Consider the following 15,849-nt stretch of genomic DNA (forward strand, 5'->3'; position numbering starts at 1 on the left):
TCTTTTTACTTTCTTAAAATAGAATTATGAAAAATCATATCAAGGAATTACAAATGTTTAGATTTGCCCCATCACCTACAGGCGATATGCATATAGGGAATTTAAGGACTGCCGTTATTAATTATGTATGTGCGAAAAAATATAATAAAAAGTTTATTTTAAGGATAGAAGACACAGATACTGCTAGAAATATTCAAGGCAAAGAAGAAGAGATTAAGAGTATTTTAAATTTATTTGGGATTAATTGGGACGAATACTATGTGCAAAGCACTCATCTAGCAACTCATCAAAAATTAGCAGCAAAATTATTAGAAAATGGTTCTGCTTTTAAATGCTATTGCACCGAAGCTGAATTAGAAGAGAAAAAAGAATTAGCAAAAAACGAAAAAAGAGCTTATAGATACGATGGAACTTGCGAGAATTTAAAACAAGATTTAAATAAACCATTCGTAATAAGACTTAAAAAACCTAAAAACACAATCACTTTCAAAGATGAAATAAAAGGCGTTTTATCATTTGAGCCAAATGATGTTGATAGTTTTGTAATTTTAAGAGCTGATGGGACACCTACATATAATTTTGCATGTTCTATGGATGATATGTGCGAAGGAGTTAGCTTTATTATCCGTGGAGAAGACCATGTAAGCAATACTCCAAAACAAGAACATATAAAGGCGTCTTTAGGCTTTAATGAAAGTATGCAATATGCACATTTACCTATCATTTTAGACGAAGAAAGCGGTCAAAAAATGAGTAAAAGACAAGAGCATTCAAGCGTAAAATGGCTTTTAAATGAAGGCTTTTTGCCTGATGCGATAGCTAATTATTTACTAGCTTTAGGAAATAAAACCCCTGATGAAATTTTTACGATGGATAATGCAATTTCTTGGTTTGAAATAAGCAATATTTCTAAATCTCCGGCTAGATTTAGTATGGCAAAATTAAGATTTATAAATAGAGAACATATTAAGATTTTAGATGATGAAATTCTAGCTAGATTATTGTTTAAAGATGAGTTTTTAGCTAAGTTTAGCAATGTAAAAGTATTAGCAAAATTAGCAAAACTTCACTTAGAAGAAGCAAGCACTTTAAATGAAATTAGAGCTAAACTTAGTGGATATTTTCTACCATTTAATGTAGTTTTTGCTAACAATTTAGACTTTAGTGAGAGTGCGAAAATATTAAAAGCTGAATTAGAAAAATCAAACCTACCTAGCAAATACGAAGAATTTAAACTAAATCACAACGCTAATTTAAAAGGCAAACAATTATTTATGAGCTTAAGATTATTGCTTAGTGGTTCAGCTCACGGCCCTGAATTAGCACAAATTTATGAGATTATGCAACCTTGTATGAGCGAGTTCTTAAAGGTAAAAGATGAGCTTTGCTGATATTGTAGTTTTACTACTTGTATTGATAATAAGAGGACTAAATATTTATTCTTATTTAGTTATTGCCTATTGTTTATTTTCGTTTTTTCCACAAGCTTTTACAAGCCCTATCGGATATAAAATATACAATATTGTATATAAATTAGTAAGACCTGCCTTTGATTTAGTATATATGATAATACCGCCTAGATTTTTAAATATAGGTATGGTAAGTCTTGCTCCTATTGCTGTTTTCGTAGGAATACATTTATTACAAATCGGATTATTTGAATTAGTAAAAATCGTAAAAGGATTATTATGAAAAAATTAATTAGTATATTATTAATTGCTCAAGCTTTATTTTCATATACTTATGAAGAATTAAAAAATGAGCCAAACTCACTTGCTAAGGACTTTTTTTTATATAATTTATTAAAAAATAATGAGATAAAAAAAGAAGATTTAAAAGAATTTAAAACACATATTTTCCGTTTTGCTGGAGTTATGAAAAAAGAATATGAAAAACTAAGCAAAGATATTAAAGAAGAGCCAAAAACATTACCTGCTGATTCTTGCTATAATTATTCAATCAATTCTATAATGAACGCAGATGAAAAATGTCAGATATTTAGACTAAAAGAAATAAATTTTGCAAAAAAGTTAAGCAAAGAAAACCTAATAAAACTAGCAAATATTTATAAACAAAAAGATAAAAATCTTAGCTCGCAATTAAGCATATTAGCTAACAAAAACCCTGTGGCAGAAAGCATTAAAAAAGGTGATGGAAAAACCTTAATGAAGCTTTATTATGATGGATATAAGCTAGATGATTTTTCTCCAGGGCCACTTACTCGTGCTAGTATGATGGAACACCCTAATGCTTATAAATTTTTAAACTCAGCTATAGTAGATGATAAATATCCAAAAATAAAAGAAAAATTAGCAAGTCTTGATAAAGAAGACGCTAAAGAAGATTTAGCATTTGTATTAGGTTTAAATGCACTTATGTTTAATAAAAATGCCTTAGCAGAAAAATACTTTTTAAGAGCTAATAAAACTTATAAATATAAAAGACCAAAGGATAATGCTTTATTTTTTGCTTATTTAGCTAGTAATAAAACTAGGCATTTAGATACTTTAGCAAATAGTGATGATTTAAATATTTATAGTATTTTAGCAAAAGAGCTAACAAACACACCATTACCGACCATCATCACACCAAATCCTACAAAAAGCATAGATTATCCTATAAATAATGCTTTAGTTCAAGCTAGATTTATGAATGACATTAAAAACGCTGATACTCAAAAGCTTAGTGAAATGCAAGAATATTTTAATACCAAAAATACTCAAGGACAATATCTAGTAATTAGCGATAAATTAAGTAATTTTAAAGATAATATTTATCCAATACCATTTCCTGAAGAATTAGCCAATTATAGCGTAGAGCAAAAAGCACTAATTTTAGCTATTGCTAAACAAGAAAGCAGATTTTTACCAGCTTCTGTAAGCACTTCTTATGCTTTAGGTATGATGCAATTTATGCCTTTTGTAGCAAGACATACTGCTAAAGTTGATTTTAATGATAATGATTTTGATGTTACTCAAATGTTTGACCCAAAAATAGCTTATAAATTCGCAAACGCTCATATAAATACGCTTAAAAAAGGAGTTAAGCATCCTATATTTATAGCTTATGCTTATAACGGAGGCTTAGGATTTACTCAAAGAATGCTAAAAAAAGATTATATGTTTAATCCAAATTCTAAATTAAAATCATACGAACCATTCTTATCAATGGAGCTTGTGCCTTATTTAGAAAGTAGATTGTATGGTAAAAAAGTTTTAGCAAACTATTATATCTACCTAAAAATATTAGGTCAAAATGTAAAAATGAGTGATTTAATAAAACAAATAGATAAAAATCAATAATATAGGTATTTTTACCTATATTATCCTTAGCTTTTGCACTAAATTATAAGAGCTAAAAACCATTTAAGGCTTAAATACTAGTATAAAAAAACAATTCAAATGATTTTAATAACTTACTTTATAATAATTGATATATGCTTTAAATATTGCAGTAATAAAAAATAAATTATATTTTGGGTTTAAAATTGCTATCAAATGTTTTTAAAAATACTTAATTTTTATATATGCTTATTTAAAAACTATATGACTTATTTAAATTCTTAAAAATTATTTTATAAAATATAAGAACTCTTATTTTATATACTTTTCATACTTAATTGTAATTTACAAAATTAATTCAGAGCTTGCAATCTATTTTTGTGTAAAAATATAATATTTACTAAATTTTACCATCAATAAAAATAAACATTAAAAGATATTTTAAATTAAGATAAATTAGGAATTTCAAATTGAAATTCCTAAAATTAAGGATAAATCCTTGTAAGACTAGTTTTTAATAAATTATTATTCTACTTCTGCATCTACTGCATCATCTTTTTCGCTTTTTTTAGCGTCTTTGCTATCATCTTTTTTGTAAAGATTTTCAGCTAATTTATGACTTGCGTCGCTTAGTTTTTTCATTTTCTCATCTATTTGAGCTTTTGTTGCATTTTCGTTATTTACTACATCATTTAGCTCATTTATTGCACCCTCAATCTCTTGTTTAATTGCAGGTTCAACTTTATCTCCTAAATCATTTAGGCTTTTTTGAACTTGATGAACTAGGCTTTGAGCTTGATTTTTCGCATCTACTACTTCTCTTCTTAATTTATCAGCTTCTTTGTTTTTCTCAGCTTCGTTTATCATATTTTTAATCTCTTCATCACTTAATCCGCTTGAACCTGTGATTGTGATATTTTGAGCTTTACCACTTGCTTTATCTAATGCACTTACCGTTAAAATACCATTTGCATCAATATCAAATGTAACTTCAATTTGTGGCACACCTCTTGGAGCTGCTGGGATACCTTCAAGGTTAAAATTACCAAGAGATTTATTATCACGGCTAAACTCACGCTCACCTTGTAAAACATTAATAGTAACTGCACTTTGATTATCTTCTGCAGTTGAGAATGTTTGACTTTTTTTCGTAGGAATTGTTGCACCTTTTTCTATAATTTTACTCATAACTCCGCCTAAAGTTTCAATTCCAAGACTAAGTGGAGTAACATCAAGTAAAAGCACATCTTTTACATCACCTTGAATAATTCCTGCTTGAGTAGCAGCACCCATTGCAACAACTTCATCAGGATTTACGCTTTTATTTAGTTCTTTTCCAAATACTTTTTTAACTTCTTCTTGAACTAAAGGCACACGAGTTGAACCTCCAACCATTACTACTTCTTTAATCTCGTTTTTACTAATTCCTGCTTCACTTATAACTTCATTAATTTTTGTAATAGTTTCAGCTACAAGTGAGTCAATCATTCCTTCAAATTGAGCTTTTGTGATAGTTTTTACAAGGTGTTTTGGACCTGTTGCATCAGCTGTAATGAATGGTAAATTCACTTCAGTTTGATTTGTGCTTGAAAGCTCTTTTTTAGCGTTTTCTGCTGCTTCTTTTAATCTTTGTAAAGCCATTTTGTCATTTCTTAAATCAATTCCTTGCTCATTTTTAAACTCAGTTGCTAAGAAATCAATTAATTTATTATCAAAATCATCTCCACCTAAAAACGCATTACCACCAGTTGCTAAAACTTCTACAACACCATCACCAGTTTCTAAGATTGTAACGTCAAATGTCCCACCACCTAGGTCATATACTGCAATTTTTTCAGCACTTACTTTATCAAGACCATAAGCTAGAGCTGCTGCGGTTGGTTCGTTTATAATTCTTAATACATTTAATCCTGCGATTTGACCTGCTTCTTTAGTAGCTTTTCTTTGTGCATCGTTAAAGTATGCTGGAACGGTAATTACTGCATCAGTTACAGATGTTCCTAAATAGCTTTCAGCATCTTCTTTAAGTTTCATTAAAACTTTTGAAGAAATTTCTTGTGGAGTGTAAGTTTTACCTGCAATTTCTATCGCACAAGCACCATTTCTATCTACTATTTTATAAGGTAAATGTTTTGCCGCTTCTTTAGCATTGTCTTCATTCATCATAAGACCCATAATTCTTTTAATTGAATAAATTGTTTTTTCAGGGTTTGCTACTGCTTGGCGTTTTGCACTATCACCTACTAAAACTTCGCCTTTATCTGTAAATGCTACAATTGAAGGAGTTGTGTTTTTTCCTTCTTTATTTGGAATTACTTTTTTTTCTCCACGCTCATAAATTGCTACACATGAATTTGTTGTTCCTAAATCTATACCTATTGCTTTTCCCATAATTTTCTCCTTTTATTTTGATACGCTTACTTTGCAAGCTCTAATTATTCTGTCATTTATCATATAACCCTTTTGAAACATAGCTGCAACACAATTTGGTTCAAGCTCTGCTTCAACATGCATCATAGCTTCGTGATAACTAGGGTCAAATTCATCACCTTCATTAGCTACGATTTCTTTAATTCCGTGTTTTGCTAGGATATTTTTAAATAAACTTAAAGTATTATCAATACCTTGTTTAAGTTGTTTTGAAAACTCATCATCTGCTTCAAAATTACTAGCATTTTCTAATGCGTCTAAAACAGGTATTAAATCCTTAAGCAATCCTTCTTGTGCATATAAAACTGCACTTTGCTTATCTTTTTCTAAGCGTTTTTTATAATTTTCAAAATCTGCATTAGCTCTAAGATAAGCGTCTTTTAATTTTGCAAATTCTTCATTTGCCTTATCAAGCTCTGCTCTTAAAGCAATTTCTTCATTACTTAACTCATTTTGTTCGCATTCACAATTTTCATTGCATTCGCAAACTTCTTCGTTATTTACTACATTTTCTTCTTGCGTGGCTTTTTCGCTCATATCGCCTCCCTTAATTGATTTAAAACATTTTCATAGTCTGTAAAAATACTACCTGCAATTATTAAAGAGCTTTTATTTTGCATATAATTACAATCTAATTTAACTCCCATAAAATCAGGTAAAAATAGCTCATCATAAATCAAGTTATTAGTAAAATAATCAAGTAACTTTAAATTCATAATAGAACTAAATGAAGAAAGTTTTACAATATTTGCAAAAATTTTTTCTCCACATATAAAGTTAATTTTATTTTTAAAAGAATTTTCAATATCACTTAAAGTATTTATTAAATTTAATCTATATAAAATCGTCTTAATATCATTTATCTCGTATCCTTTTAACTGATTAAAAAGTATATTTAATTCATCGTTAAAATCAATCAAAACCCTATTTTCTATAAAATCTAAAATAATAAATCTATTTTCAATGTTTAAAATATCATTTAAAAATATTTTTTTGTTATCAACAATAAGGAAAAACAAATCATTCTCGTTAGCAACTCTTAATAAATTTAAAGTTGAGTTTAATTCTAATTTAGAATTTAATTCATAATTAAAAAATTGCTTCCAATAATATTTCATAGCTTTTTGAGTAGGAATTCTTCCACCGCTTGCGTGAAGTTTTGAAATATAACCATCACTATCAAGTTGTTTAAAATAAACTCTTATAGTACTTGCAGGAACATTCAAACTATCTTGCAATAACATAGAGCCAATTGGATTTTGCTCGCTTAAATAAGCTTTAATCATTTGCTCTAGTATAAAATCAGTTTTTTTACTCATTATCACTCATACCTTAAAATTGATAAACGAATTATATCACTTGAGTTGTTAACTATCAAGTAACTATTTAGTCTAATACACTCAACTTAATTTAGTAAAATTATTTAACCATATATTTTATACATTATTTCGTATATATTTTATTTTTTAATGTATTAATTTAAGGATATTTTGTATTTTTTATATTTTTTTACAAATATAAACTCCGTTTTAGCGAAGTTTAATTTTTAAAATCGTATAATTTAAAAATGATTGAGACGAACGATATATTTAATTTATTACATAATGCGATAGAGAGTAAAGAAAATGGTAAGAAAATTTCTTTGCAAGCAATGTCGCAGCGTTTAGGATTACCTATGCGAACTTATCAAGACTGGCGTTTAGGTAATTCTAAACCACAAGCAGTAAAAGCTGTATTTACAATGCTTTGTGAATTAGATGATGATGAGTTATTATTTTTAATGTCTCGTATAAGAAAACAATTAAAGGATTAAAAGTGATTACCGAAAAGGAAAGAATAGAACTTGATATGATATTTAATAGTATTAGAACAAGTAAAAAAAATATAATAAAAAGATATTTAAAAAATATCTGCAAAAAACTTTTATATCCTCGTAAAAAGCAATATAATCATCAATTTAATTAATTTTCAAATTCTTTAACCTAAATTAAAGAATTTGAATCATATCTTAGATATTTTAAATTATTTTATTTCAATACTTTCAATAATATCGCCTTGGCGGATACTATCAAGAACCTTTAAGCCATCTTCATTATTAACTTGACCAAAAATCGTATGAACTCCATCTAAGTGTGGTTGTGCTGAATGACAAACAAAAAATTGAGAGCCACCAGTATCACGACCAGCGTGAGCCATAGATAAAGTCCCTCTTAAATGCTTATGCTCTTGATTTTTACATTCACATTTAATATTCCAACCAGGACCACCTGTACCTGTGCCTAAAGGACAACCACCTTGAATAACGAAATTAGGAATTACTCTATGAAATTTTAGACCATTATAAAATCCATTTTTTGCTAAATGAACGAAATTTAAAGTAGCTTGCGGGCTATCTTTAAATAAAGTTAATTTCATATCACCTTTATTAGTCTTAATAATAGCTTCATTAATATTTTCTAAATCTGCAAAATTGTCATATACTTTTAACATAATTTTTCCTTATTCTATATTTGTATAAACTGCTTGAACATCATCATCTTCTTCAAGCTTATCTAATAATTTTTCAAGTTCAGTGATTTGCTCTTCACTAAGACTTATTGGATTGTTTGGAACATATTCAAGTCTTCCACTAACAAGCTCTAATTTAAGCTCATCAATTCCTGTGCTAAGCTCTTTAAAGCTATCATAAGCTCCGATAATTCTTACATTTTCTTCTTCATCTTCTAATTCTTCTAAGCCAAAATCAATTAGGCTTAATTCTAATTCTTCTAAATCCATATTAGGTTTTTTACATACAAAAACACTTTTTCTTGAAAATAAAAATTCTAAACTACCATTTACAAGTGGAGTAGCTCCGTTTTTATTAAAAATAGCTTTTATATTAGCTGCGGTTCTATTGGTATTATCAGTAGCAACTTCAACTATAATTTGCACTCCGTAATTAGCTTTAGCTTCATAATGAAGGCTTTTAATATCGTTTCCATCTTTACCTGCTGCTCTTTTTAATGCCGCGTCAATATTATCTTTTGGCATATTTTGAGCTTTTGCTGTTGCTATTGCTGAACGAAGTTTTGCGTTCATTTCAGGGTCAATTCCACCTTCTTTTGCTGCAACTTCAATAGCTTTTGCTAATTTTGGAAATATCTTACTCATCTTATCCCAACGAGCTTCTTTTGCTGCACGTCTGTATTCAAACGCTCTTCCCATATTCACCTCTTATAATTAAAATTTGGTTAAGATTTTACAAAAACAAGGATAACTAATGATTAGACCTGCTAGAATGAGTGATTATAAGGCTTGCGAGATTTTAGACTTAGCTATGGCTGAGTTTAGTGAAAACTTTTTTAACGAGAAAGACTATCATAAAAAAATAGAAAAATTTTATGAATTTTTTGGCAAGGAAAAAACTAGATTTTGTCTTGATAATTTATTTGTATATGAAAAAGACAATCAAATTATTTCAATTTGTTGTGCTTATGGCGATAAAGAATATAATGATGACGCTTTAAAGCAATATTTAAAAAATATAAACTCAAATTATGAGATTATAAAAGAATGCGATAAAGACGAATTTTATATAGATAGTGTAGCGATAATTCCTAGCTATAGAAAAATGGGGATATTAAAAGAAATGCTTGAATATGCAATTAATATAGCAAAAAATAAAGGTTATAAAAAAATTACACTAATAACCAAATCTTCACAAATATACGAAAGATATGGTTTTAAAGTAATAAATGAGTGTAAAGAATTTGAAAACTATTTTAAAATGCTAAAAGAAATTTGAATATATTAATTTACAAATAGTGCAAAAAACAATAATTATAAAAACCCATCTAATTATATTTATATTAATTTTTAGAAGGCATTTACCACCCAAATAAGCACCTATTATCCCACCTACTCCCATAATAAGACCAAGTTTAATTAAAACATCATAAAAGCACAAAAAGAAACATAAAGAACAAACATTGCTTGTAGTGTTTAATAATTTAGTATTTATTGATGCTTGCTTTAGATTAAATCCTAATAAAGAAGTAAATGCTAATATCCAAAATGAGCCAGTTCCTGGTCCTATAAAACCATCATAAAATCCCAAAATAACACCAAAAATTATTAAAAATAAAGTAGTGCTTAAAATAGCTTTTTTGTTTATATTCCCTAAATTTGGCTTAAAAATAGTATAAATAAATACTAATATTAAAATAACTAAAATAAGTGGCATAATAGCTTCATTAGATATTAAAAGCAAAACATAACTTCCAAGAATTGAAAAAATTGCTGTTATTAAAATTCCAAGTCTTAATTCTTTAAATTTTATTTCTTTTCTTAAACTAAATACAGCAGAAACTGCAGCCATACTAGCCTGCAATTTACCCGTTGCAATAGCTAAAGATGGTGGCACTCCAAGTCCTAAAATCACAGGCAATGTAACAAGTCCGCCACCACCAACAACAGCATCAATAAAACCACCAATAAATGAAGCTAAAAAGCCTATAAAATATTCTAATAAACTAAATTCCATAAAGAAATTATATAATAATTTTAGTTAAATTATACAAGACTAAATAAGTTTATAAAAAGTCTTTTATATAAATAAATTTTATAATTTGTAATAAAAATTATTTTAAATAATATTCATAAGTTAGTTTAAGTAAAGTTATAAAAACAATAACTAAAAATATTTTTTTGATAGAATCACTTTTGTATTTTAAAACAAATTTAGCACCTAAAAATGCTCCAAATATACCACACATAGCCATTTTTAGACCAAGTGAATAATAAATCTTAAAATCTATCATAAATATTATAAGAGAAATCATACCACTTGCCATACATAAAGCTTTAGCATTAATACTTGCTTGTTTAATATCTTGACCTATTAAACTAATGCTAGCAAATATCCAAAATGAACCTGTAGCAGGCCCTAAAAATCCATCATAAAATCCTATTAATAAGCCAAAAAACGGATAGAATAATTTTTCACTCATTATTTGCTTAGCTTTAATGCTACCTAGTTTTGAATTGAAAATAGAATATATAAAAATCAATAAAAGAGTAAATAATATAATGGGTTTTAATGGTTCAGGATTAATTATTAAAAGAACCCTAGCACCTAAAATACCACCTATTATGCTAAAAATCATTCCTATAAATACTTTTTTAAATTCTATATATTTAAAAAGGGTTGAAAACGAACAACACATCGCAAACATTGCTTGAAATTTGTGAGTGCTAATGGCTAATTGTTCTCCTAAACCAAAAGCAATTAGCATAGGTATTATAATAAGCCCTCCACCGCCGCAAATTGCATCAATAAAGCCAGCAAATAGTGCCGATATTAAAACTACAATTTCTTGGATAATACTAATTTCTGGCATTTTTAATTAATTCTTGTAAAGAATTTTCATCATTAGTCTGAGATATTCTATATAAAGCAAAATCATATTTTAAAGGGTCTTCATTGCAAAAATTTTTTAAAGCCTTACTAAGCTCTAGCATACATTTTTGATCAGCTTGTTTTCTTTTAATAAGTCCTAACATAAGCCCCATTTTATGTGTATGCGTATCAAGTGGCATTAGTAAATCAGCAGGGCTAATTTCACTAAACAAACCTAAATCTAAATTATCATTTCTTACCATCCAACGATAATACATACAATATCTTTTATACGCACTTGTATTATTAACTTTACTAAAAAAGAATTCATACCCATCACTTCTATAATCATTCAATGAATAAATCTCAGTAATTAAAGCTTGAATAACTTCTAATATTTTATTATTTTTGCTTGTTTTATAAATTTTATGACTAAAATCTTTTATACTTGATTTTTCTTTAAATCTTTTTAGACTAATAAAAATCTCTGCTACATCTCTTTCGTTTTGAAATCTATATTTGTGATTTATTTGCCTTATTTCTTCATCACTTTTATTAAGTAAAGTAAAATCAAGTTTTTTTAAAAATTTTACTATAGCACCAGCATTTCCATACGCAAATAAAGCGCATATTAAAGCAATAAATTCTATATCTTTGCTATTAATATTATCATATACTACTTGCAATGGGTCAGGGTGTGAATATAAATTATCAATTGTATTTTTAATACCACTTTGTTCATCTAATAATTTTTTTATCATATTCTCTCTTTTAAAGAAGTAATTTTTATATAAGATTCTTCTAATCTACTTCTACTTATTTTGCCATCATCTACTGCTTGACTTATAATATCAACAACATAACTTGCTGTATCTCCATACTTTATCCTAGATAATCCAAAATATAATATATCAACTCCAGCATTTATACTATCAATTATCCTATCTTTAAAATCTATGCCATCTAAATCACCACCTAAGATATCATCACTTACTATTACCCCATTAAATGATAAATCATTTTTTAATATATTAATGATTTTCTTAGACATATTTGCTGGTTTTTTATCTAGTATAGGATAAATTTTATTTGAAACCATTATCATATCAACTTTATTAGTTTGTGTAAAATCATAAAATGGCTTTAAAAAACTTAATCTATAATCTTTAACAAAACTTGAAGAATTATTCATATCTCCAGGAAAAGTTTTAGCTGCTATTAAAATATTACTTTGCCTAAAAGCATCAGAGTATTCTCTAGCATAGATACTAAGTTTATCTAATAAATCATTAGTTATACTAGTATTTACCCCTAATGTTAAATTTAAATTAAGTCCTAATTCTTTTAAATTTAAAGCTGATTTTAGATAATTCAATCTAGCATCATTAATATTTAAATTCTGATTAATAAAATCAGGTTCTTTACAATATAAAAAATCATAATTTTTATCTAAATCTTTATAATCAATACCTAAAAATAATGGATTTACAATTGCTATATTTTTAAATCTACTTACTAATTTTTTTGCCTGTTCAATATCTGTGAAATTATTTGCCCTAAAAACTATACCACCAACTTTTCCAAGACTAGCTTCTTGACCTAATTTTCTTATATTGTATTCTTTAATATCTTTTCCATTAAAACCTATCATAATCATCTGACCAGCTAGTCTTTGGGTGCTTATATTTGATAAATTTTGAGAATACAATACAATATTTATAAACAATATAATTAAAAATTTTTTCATTTTTTTAATAAATCTTGTAAGCTAGTTTTTACATTTTTGCCATTTAAAATTAATAAAATTTCATTAGCAATAGGACAATATATATTATGTGTTTTTGCAATTTTACAAACTGATTTAGTGGTATCAATTCCTTCAGCAACTTCATTTAATTCTTGCTTAATTTCATCTTGATTATAGCCCTTTGCAAGCATTAATCCCACTCTGTAATTTCTTGATAATGTTGAACTAGCAGTTAAAAATAAATCACCTGCCCCACTTAAACCTAGAAAAGTATTATCTTTAGCACCAAAAAACTTACCAAATCTAGTAATTTCTATAAGACCACGAGAAATAAGAGCAGCTCTTGCATTATTACCTAATTCTAATCCATCACAAATTCCACTAGCAATAGCAATAATATTTTTATATGCGCCACAAATCTCAGCACCAACGACATCATTATCGGTGTATGTCTTTATAAAACTAGGAAAAAAATTAGCAAATTCTTGATTTAACTTATCATTAACACCACTAATTACAAGTGCTGTTGGTAAATTTTTACTAACTTCTGCTGCAAAAGATGGGCCAGTTAAAACACTAATATTTTCTATTGGAAAAAACTTAGAAAATACATCATGTAAAAACAAGTCTTGATAAATACCTTTTGAAGCGATTAATACATAATTATCATTTAAATTACTAAAGTTAGCTCTAAGATAATCATAGGTTCCTTGAGCACTTAATGCAAATATTAAATATTTACTTTTTTTAGCTTCGTTTATATCAATATATTCACCTGATTTTTTACTAAAAGAACAAATATTTACTTTGTTATTAAGTGAGATAGCATGAGCTATTGCACTACCCCACTTACCAGAACCAATTACGCTAATCATCCAAGCTTAGCCTTTAAAAGCTCATTTACTTTATTTGGATTAAAAGCTCCTTTGCCTTCTTTCATAGTCTGCCCTACAAAAAATCCAAACAATTTATCTTTACCCGACTTATATTCAACTACTTTATCTGCATTCTTAGATAATATTTCATCTATTATTGCATTAATAGCACCATCATCACTAACTTGTTTTAATCCTAGTTTATCAATAGCATCACTTACACTTATATCGTTTTCAAACAAATAAGCTAAAACATCTTTGCCTGCTTTATTTGATATTTCACTATTTTCAATAGCTTTTATCAAATCTGCTAATTTTTCTTTTCCTACAGGAGAATTTGTTATATTTAATTCACCTTTTAATAAACCCATTAATTCTACACTTAACCAAGTTGTACTAAGTTTTGGAGAACAACCTGATTTTATTAAATATTCAAAAAACATAGCCATTTCTAGTGAGCTTACTAAAACCTTAGCATCATCTTCTTTTAGCCCATACTCGCTAACATAACGAGATATTTTCTCATCTGCAAGTTCAGGAATTGCAACATTAATCATATCAGCACTAGCAAATACAGGTAATAAATCAGGGTCTGCAAAATATCTATATTCAGCAGCTTCTTCTTTGCTTCTCATAGGCTTTGTAACAAGTCTTGTAGTATCAAATAATCTTGTTTCTTGAACTACTTCACTATCATACTTACCATCCATCCAAGCAGCTATTTGGCGTTCTTTCTCATACTCTATTGCTTTTTGAATAAATTTAAAACTATTTAAATTCTTAATTTCTACTCTTGTATAAAATTTATTATCGCCTTTAGGTCTAATAGATATATTAACATCACATCTAAAAGAGCCTTCTTGCATATTAGCATCACTAATATCTAAAAATCTTATAATAGAATGAAGTTTTTTAAGATAAGCTACAGCTTCATCAGCACTTCTAATATCTGGCTCACTTACAATCTCAAGTAGTGGAGTTCCTGCACGATTTAAATCTACTAAAGAATTATCATTTTCGTGAATATTTTTACCTGCATCTTCTTCAAGGTGAGCTCTAGTAATTCCTACTATTTTTTTACCAAAATCACCTTCAATTTCTAATTTTCCACCTTCAACTATTGCCACATCAAATTGTGATATTTGATAAGCTTTAGGTAAATCAGGATAAAAATAGTTTTTTCTATTAAAAATACTTACTTCATTAATTTTTGCGTTAATTGCTTTACCAAAATATATAGCCTTTTGTAAAGCTTCTTTATTTAATACAGGTAAAGCTCCAGGCAATGCCAAACACACAGGGCAAACATTAGTATTAGCAACTTCACCAAAACTTGTCGCACAAGAACAAAAAATCTTAGTTTTTGTATTAAGCTGAGTATGAACTTCTAAACCAATAACTACTTCAAATTCCATTAATGCTCCTCATCAATTGCAATAGCACTAGCTATATATACATAAGTTAAAATCATAAATACAAACGATTGTAAAAATGCCATAAATGTTAAAAGAAAATATGGTGGAAGCGGAGCTACGATTGGAACTAAAGCCAAAATAACACCTAAAAATAAATCATCTCCTTTAATATTTCCAAAAAGACGGAAAGATAAAGAAACTATACGAGAAAAATGTGATATCACTTCAACAACAAACATAAGTGGAGCAATCACTTTAACAGGACCAAAAAAATGCTTGAAATACTTAAAAAATCCTTGAGTTTTTATGCCTTCGTAATGATAGTATATAAAAACAATTATTGCTAAAGGAAGTGTTAAATTTAAACTAGCACTAGGAGCTTCAAATCCAGGAATTATACCTATTATATTGCTTACAAAAACAACTAATCCAAGAGTAGCGATTAAAGGAACATATTTTAAAGCTGCTTCCTTTGAGCCTAAAGTATCTTTACCCATAGATAAAACACCATCTAAAAACATTTCCATAATATTTTGAATACCTTTTGGAACTAATTGCATTTTAGAAGTTGCTAATTTTGCTAAAACTAAAATAATTGCAATAACTAAAACGAAATGAATTAAATAAGTAATCGCTTTATTGTCATCAGCTATAAAATCACTAAATAAAAATAAATTGTGCATTTATTATCCTTAAAATTTGAAAGTAATCTGCTGATTTT

The 15,849-nt window shown here is 27.6% G+C and carries 18 protein-coding genes; 6 read left to right on the top strand and 12 right to left on the bottom strand.

Annotated features, from left to right (window positions below):
* Positions 1–53: 53 nt before the first annotated feature.
* Genes gltX through AVBRAN9333_RS02700 form a run of 3 tightly spaced genes read left to right on the top strand, consistent with a single transcriptional unit; the run spans position 54 to position 3,302 of the window.
* Positions 54–1,391: a glutamate--tRNA ligase gene (gene gltX / locus AVBRAN9333_RS02690; protein WP_336609414.1), complete on the top strand. Its 1,338-nt coding sequence runs from the start codon at positions 54–56 to the stop codon at positions 1,389–1,391.
* The gene (locus AVBRAN9333_RS02695) at positions 1,378–1,692 is read left to right on the top strand and encodes a YggT family protein (RefSeq protein ID WP_214118983.1); all 315 of its coding nucleotides are present in this window, start codon (positions 1,378–1,380) and stop codon (positions 1,690–1,692) included. Before gltX ends, AVBRAN9333_RS02695 begins: the two co-directional genes overlap by 14 nt.
* The gene (locus AVBRAN9333_RS02700; RefSeq protein ID WP_336609383.1) at positions 1,689–3,302 is read left to right on the top strand and encodes a lytic transglycosylase domain-containing protein; all 1,614 of its coding nucleotides are present in this window, start codon (positions 1,689–1,691) and stop codon (positions 3,300–3,302) included. Before AVBRAN9333_RS02695 ends, AVBRAN9333_RS02700 begins: the two co-directional genes overlap by 4 nt.
* Before the next feature lie 504 nt (positions 3,303–3,806).
* On the opposite strand, the gene dnaK is transcribed toward AVBRAN9333_RS02700, so the two are convergent.
* From dnaK to AVBRAN9333_RS02715, 3 genes are read right to left on the bottom strand one after another with little or no spacing between them, the layout of a single operon-like run.
* Positions 3,807–5,672, bottom strand: a complete 1,866-nt coding sequence (dnaK, locus tag AVBRAN9333_RS02705) for a molecular chaperone DnaK (protein WP_214118833.1) — start codon at positions 5,670–5,672, stop codon at positions 3,807–3,809.
* A 12-nt stretch (positions 5,673–5,684) separates the two neighbouring features.
* The gene (locus tag AVBRAN9333_RS02710) at positions 5,685–6,248 is read right to left on the bottom strand and encodes a nucleotide exchange factor GrpE (protein WP_214118832.1); all 564 of its coding nucleotides are present in this window, start codon (positions 6,246–6,248) and stop codon (positions 5,685–5,687) included.
* Positions 6,245–7,030: a hypothetical protein gene (locus AVBRAN9333_RS02715; RefSeq protein ID WP_336609384.1), complete on the bottom strand. Its 786-nt coding sequence runs from the start codon at positions 7,028–7,030 to the stop codon at positions 6,245–6,247. Before AVBRAN9333_RS02715 ends, AVBRAN9333_RS02710 begins: the two co-directional genes overlap by 4 nt.
* Positions 7,031–7,278: 248 nt before the next feature.
* Here AVBRAN9333_RS02715 and AVBRAN9333_RS02720 point away from each other — a divergent pair, with 248 nt between their 5' ends.
* Together AVBRAN9333_RS02720 and AVBRAN9333_RS02725 are read left to right on the top strand one after the other, a co-directional pair.
* Positions 7,279–7,524: an XRE family transcriptional regulator gene (locus tag AVBRAN9333_RS02720; protein WP_214118828.1), complete on the top strand. Its 246-nt coding sequence runs from the start codon at positions 7,279–7,281 to the stop codon at positions 7,522–7,524.
* A 2-nt stretch (positions 7,525–7,526) separates the two neighbouring features.
* A complete protein-coding gene (locus tag AVBRAN9333_RS02725; protein WP_214118826.1) occupies positions 7,527–7,676 on the top strand; it encodes a hypothetical protein in 150 nt (49 codons plus the stop codon).
* A gap of 57 nt (positions 7,677–7,733) precedes the next feature.
* Here the strand turns inward: AVBRAN9333_RS02725 and AVBRAN9333_RS02730 are convergent, their stop codons facing one another.
* Positions 7,734–8,201, bottom strand: a complete 468-nt coding sequence (locus AVBRAN9333_RS02730; RefSeq protein WP_214118824.1) for a peptidylprolyl isomerase — start codon at positions 8,199–8,201, stop codon at positions 7,734–7,736.
* Positions 8,202–8,210: 9 nt separating this feature from the next.
* Entirely contained in the window at positions 8,211–8,918 is a 708-nt protein-coding gene (locus AVBRAN9333_RS02735; protein WP_214118822.1) for a YebC/PmpR family DNA-binding transcriptional regulator, read from the bottom strand.
* Between the two features lie 55 nt (positions 8,919–8,973).
* On the opposite strand from AVBRAN9333_RS02735, the gene AVBRAN9333_RS02740 reads away from it, so the two are divergent.
* Entirely contained in the window at positions 8,974–9,498 is a 525-nt protein-coding gene (locus AVBRAN9333_RS02740; protein WP_336609385.1) for a GNAT family N-acetyltransferase, read from the top strand.
* Here the strand turns inward: AVBRAN9333_RS02740 and AVBRAN9333_RS02745 are convergent.
* From AVBRAN9333_RS02745 to AVBRAN9333_RS02775, 7 genes are all read right to left on the bottom strand, one after another.
* Positions 9,484–10,236 (bottom strand): TSUP family transporter, encoded by a 753-nt coding sequence (locus AVBRAN9333_RS02745; protein ID WP_336609386.1) that lies wholly within the window; start codon positions 10,234–10,236, stop codon positions 9,484–9,486. The two genes, AVBRAN9333_RS02740 and AVBRAN9333_RS02745, sit on opposite strands and share 15 nt — an antisense overlap.
* Before the next feature lie 97 nt (positions 10,237–10,333).
* A complete protein-coding gene (locus tag AVBRAN9333_RS02750; protein WP_214118816.1) occupies positions 10,334–11,092 on the bottom strand; it encodes a sulfite exporter TauE/SafE family protein in 759 nt (252 codons plus the stop codon).
* Entirely contained in the window at positions 11,079–11,852 is a 774-nt protein-coding gene (locus AVBRAN9333_RS02755; RefSeq protein ID WP_214118814.1) for a TIGR02757 family protein, read from the bottom strand. The genes AVBRAN9333_RS02750 and AVBRAN9333_RS02755 overlap by 14 nt, the downstream gene beginning before the upstream one ends.
* Positions 11,849–12,838, bottom strand: coding sequence for a glycoside hydrolase family 3 N-terminal domain-containing protein (locus AVBRAN9333_RS02760; protein WP_214118812.1), 990 nt, complete (start codon positions 12,836–12,838; stop codon positions 11,849–11,851). Before AVBRAN9333_RS02760 ends, AVBRAN9333_RS02755 begins: the two co-directional genes overlap by 4 nt.
* A complete protein-coding gene (locus tag AVBRAN9333_RS02765) occupies positions 12,835–13,713 on the bottom strand; it encodes an NAD(P)H-dependent glycerol-3-phosphate dehydrogenase (RefSeq protein ID WP_214150452.1) in 879 nt (292 codons plus the stop codon). Before AVBRAN9333_RS02765 ends, AVBRAN9333_RS02760 begins: the two co-directional genes overlap by 4 nt.
* Positions 13,710–15,128, bottom strand: coding sequence for an Asp-tRNA(Asn)/Glu-tRNA(Gln) amidotransferase subunit GatB (gatB, locus tag AVBRAN9333_RS02770; RefSeq protein ID WP_336609387.1), 1,419 nt, complete (start codon positions 15,126–15,128; stop codon positions 13,710–13,712). Before gatB ends, AVBRAN9333_RS02765 begins: the two co-directional genes overlap by 4 nt.
* Positions 15,128–15,811 (bottom strand): F0F1 ATP synthase subunit A, encoded by a 684-nt coding sequence (locus AVBRAN9333_RS02775; RefSeq protein WP_214118807.1) that lies wholly within the window; start codon positions 15,809–15,811, stop codon positions 15,128–15,130. Before AVBRAN9333_RS02775 ends, gatB begins: the two co-directional genes overlap by 1 nt.
* Between the last annotated feature and the right edge of the window lie 38 nt (positions 15,812–15,849).

Origin of the sequence: Campylobacter sp. RM9333, from assembly GCF_020137705.1 — a bacterium.
In the GTDB taxonomy this organism is placed as follows: domain Bacteria; phylum Campylobacterota; class Campylobacteria; order Campylobacterales; family Campylobacteraceae; genus Campylobacter_E.

Bases quoted from the DNA above. Each gene is read 5' to 3' on its own strand.
- AVBRAN9333_RS02765 (WP_214150452.1), bottom strand. From the start codon at position 13,713: ATGATTAGCGTAATTGGTTCTGGTAAGTGGGGTAGTGCAATAGCTCAT.
- AVBRAN9333_RS02740 (WP_336609385.1), top strand. From the start codon at position 8,974: ATGATTAGACCTGCTAGAATGAGTGATTATAAGGCTTGCGAGATTTTA.
- AVBRAN9333_RS02735 (WP_214118822.1), bottom strand. From the start codon at position 8,918: ATGGGAAGAGCGTTTGAATACAGACGTGCAGCAAAAGAAGCTCGTTGG.
- AVBRAN9333_RS02775 (WP_214118807.1), bottom strand. From the start codon at position 15,811: ATGCACAATTTATTTTTATTTAGTGATTTTATAGCTGATGACAATAAA.
- AVBRAN9333_RS02750 (WP_214118816.1), bottom strand. From the start codon at position 11,092: ATGCCAGAAATTAGTATTATCCAAGAAATTGTAGTTTTAATATCGGCA.
- AVBRAN9333_RS02720 (WP_214118828.1), top strand. From the start codon at position 7,279: ATGATTGAGACGAACGATATATTTAATTTATTACATAATGCGATAGAG.
- dnaK (WP_214118833.1), bottom strand. From the start codon at position 5,672: ATGGGAAAAGCAATAGGTATAGATTTAGGAACAACAAATTCATGTGTA.
- AVBRAN9333_RS02710 (WP_214118832.1), bottom strand. From the start codon at position 6,248: ATGAGCGAAAAAGCCACGCAAGAAGAAAATGTAGTAAATAACGAAGAA.
- AVBRAN9333_RS02730 (WP_214118824.1), bottom strand. From the start codon at position 8,201: ATGTTAAAAGTATATGACAATTTTGCAGATTTAGAAAATATTAATGAA.
- AVBRAN9333_RS02760 (WP_214118812.1), bottom strand. From the start codon at position 12,838: ATGAAAAAATTTTTAATTATATTGTTTATAAATATTGTATTGTATTCT.
- gatB (WP_336609387.1), bottom strand. From the start codon at position 15,128: ATGGAATTTGAAGTAGTTATTGGTTTAGAAGTTCATACTCAGCTTAAT.
- AVBRAN9333_RS02695 (WP_214118983.1), top strand. From the start codon at position 1,378: ATGAGCTTTGCTGATATTGTAGTTTTACTACTTGTATTGATAATAAGA.
- AVBRAN9333_RS02715 (WP_336609384.1), bottom strand. From the start codon at position 7,030: ATGAGTAAAAAAACTGATTTTATACTAGAGCAAATGATTAAAGCTTAT.
- AVBRAN9333_RS02700 (WP_336609383.1), top strand. From the start codon at position 1,689: ATGAAAAAATTAATTAGTATATTATTAATTGCTCAAGCTTTATTTTCA.
- AVBRAN9333_RS02745 (WP_336609386.1), bottom strand. From the start codon at position 10,236: ATGGAATTTAGTTTATTAGAATATTTTATAGGCTTTTTAGCTTCATTT.
- AVBRAN9333_RS02755 (WP_214118814.1), bottom strand. From the start codon at position 11,852: ATGATAAAAAAATTATTAGATGAACAAAGTGGTATTAAAAATACAATT.
- gltX (WP_336609414.1), top strand. From the start codon at position 54: ATGTTTAGATTTGCCCCATCACCTACAGGCGATATGCATATAGGGAAT.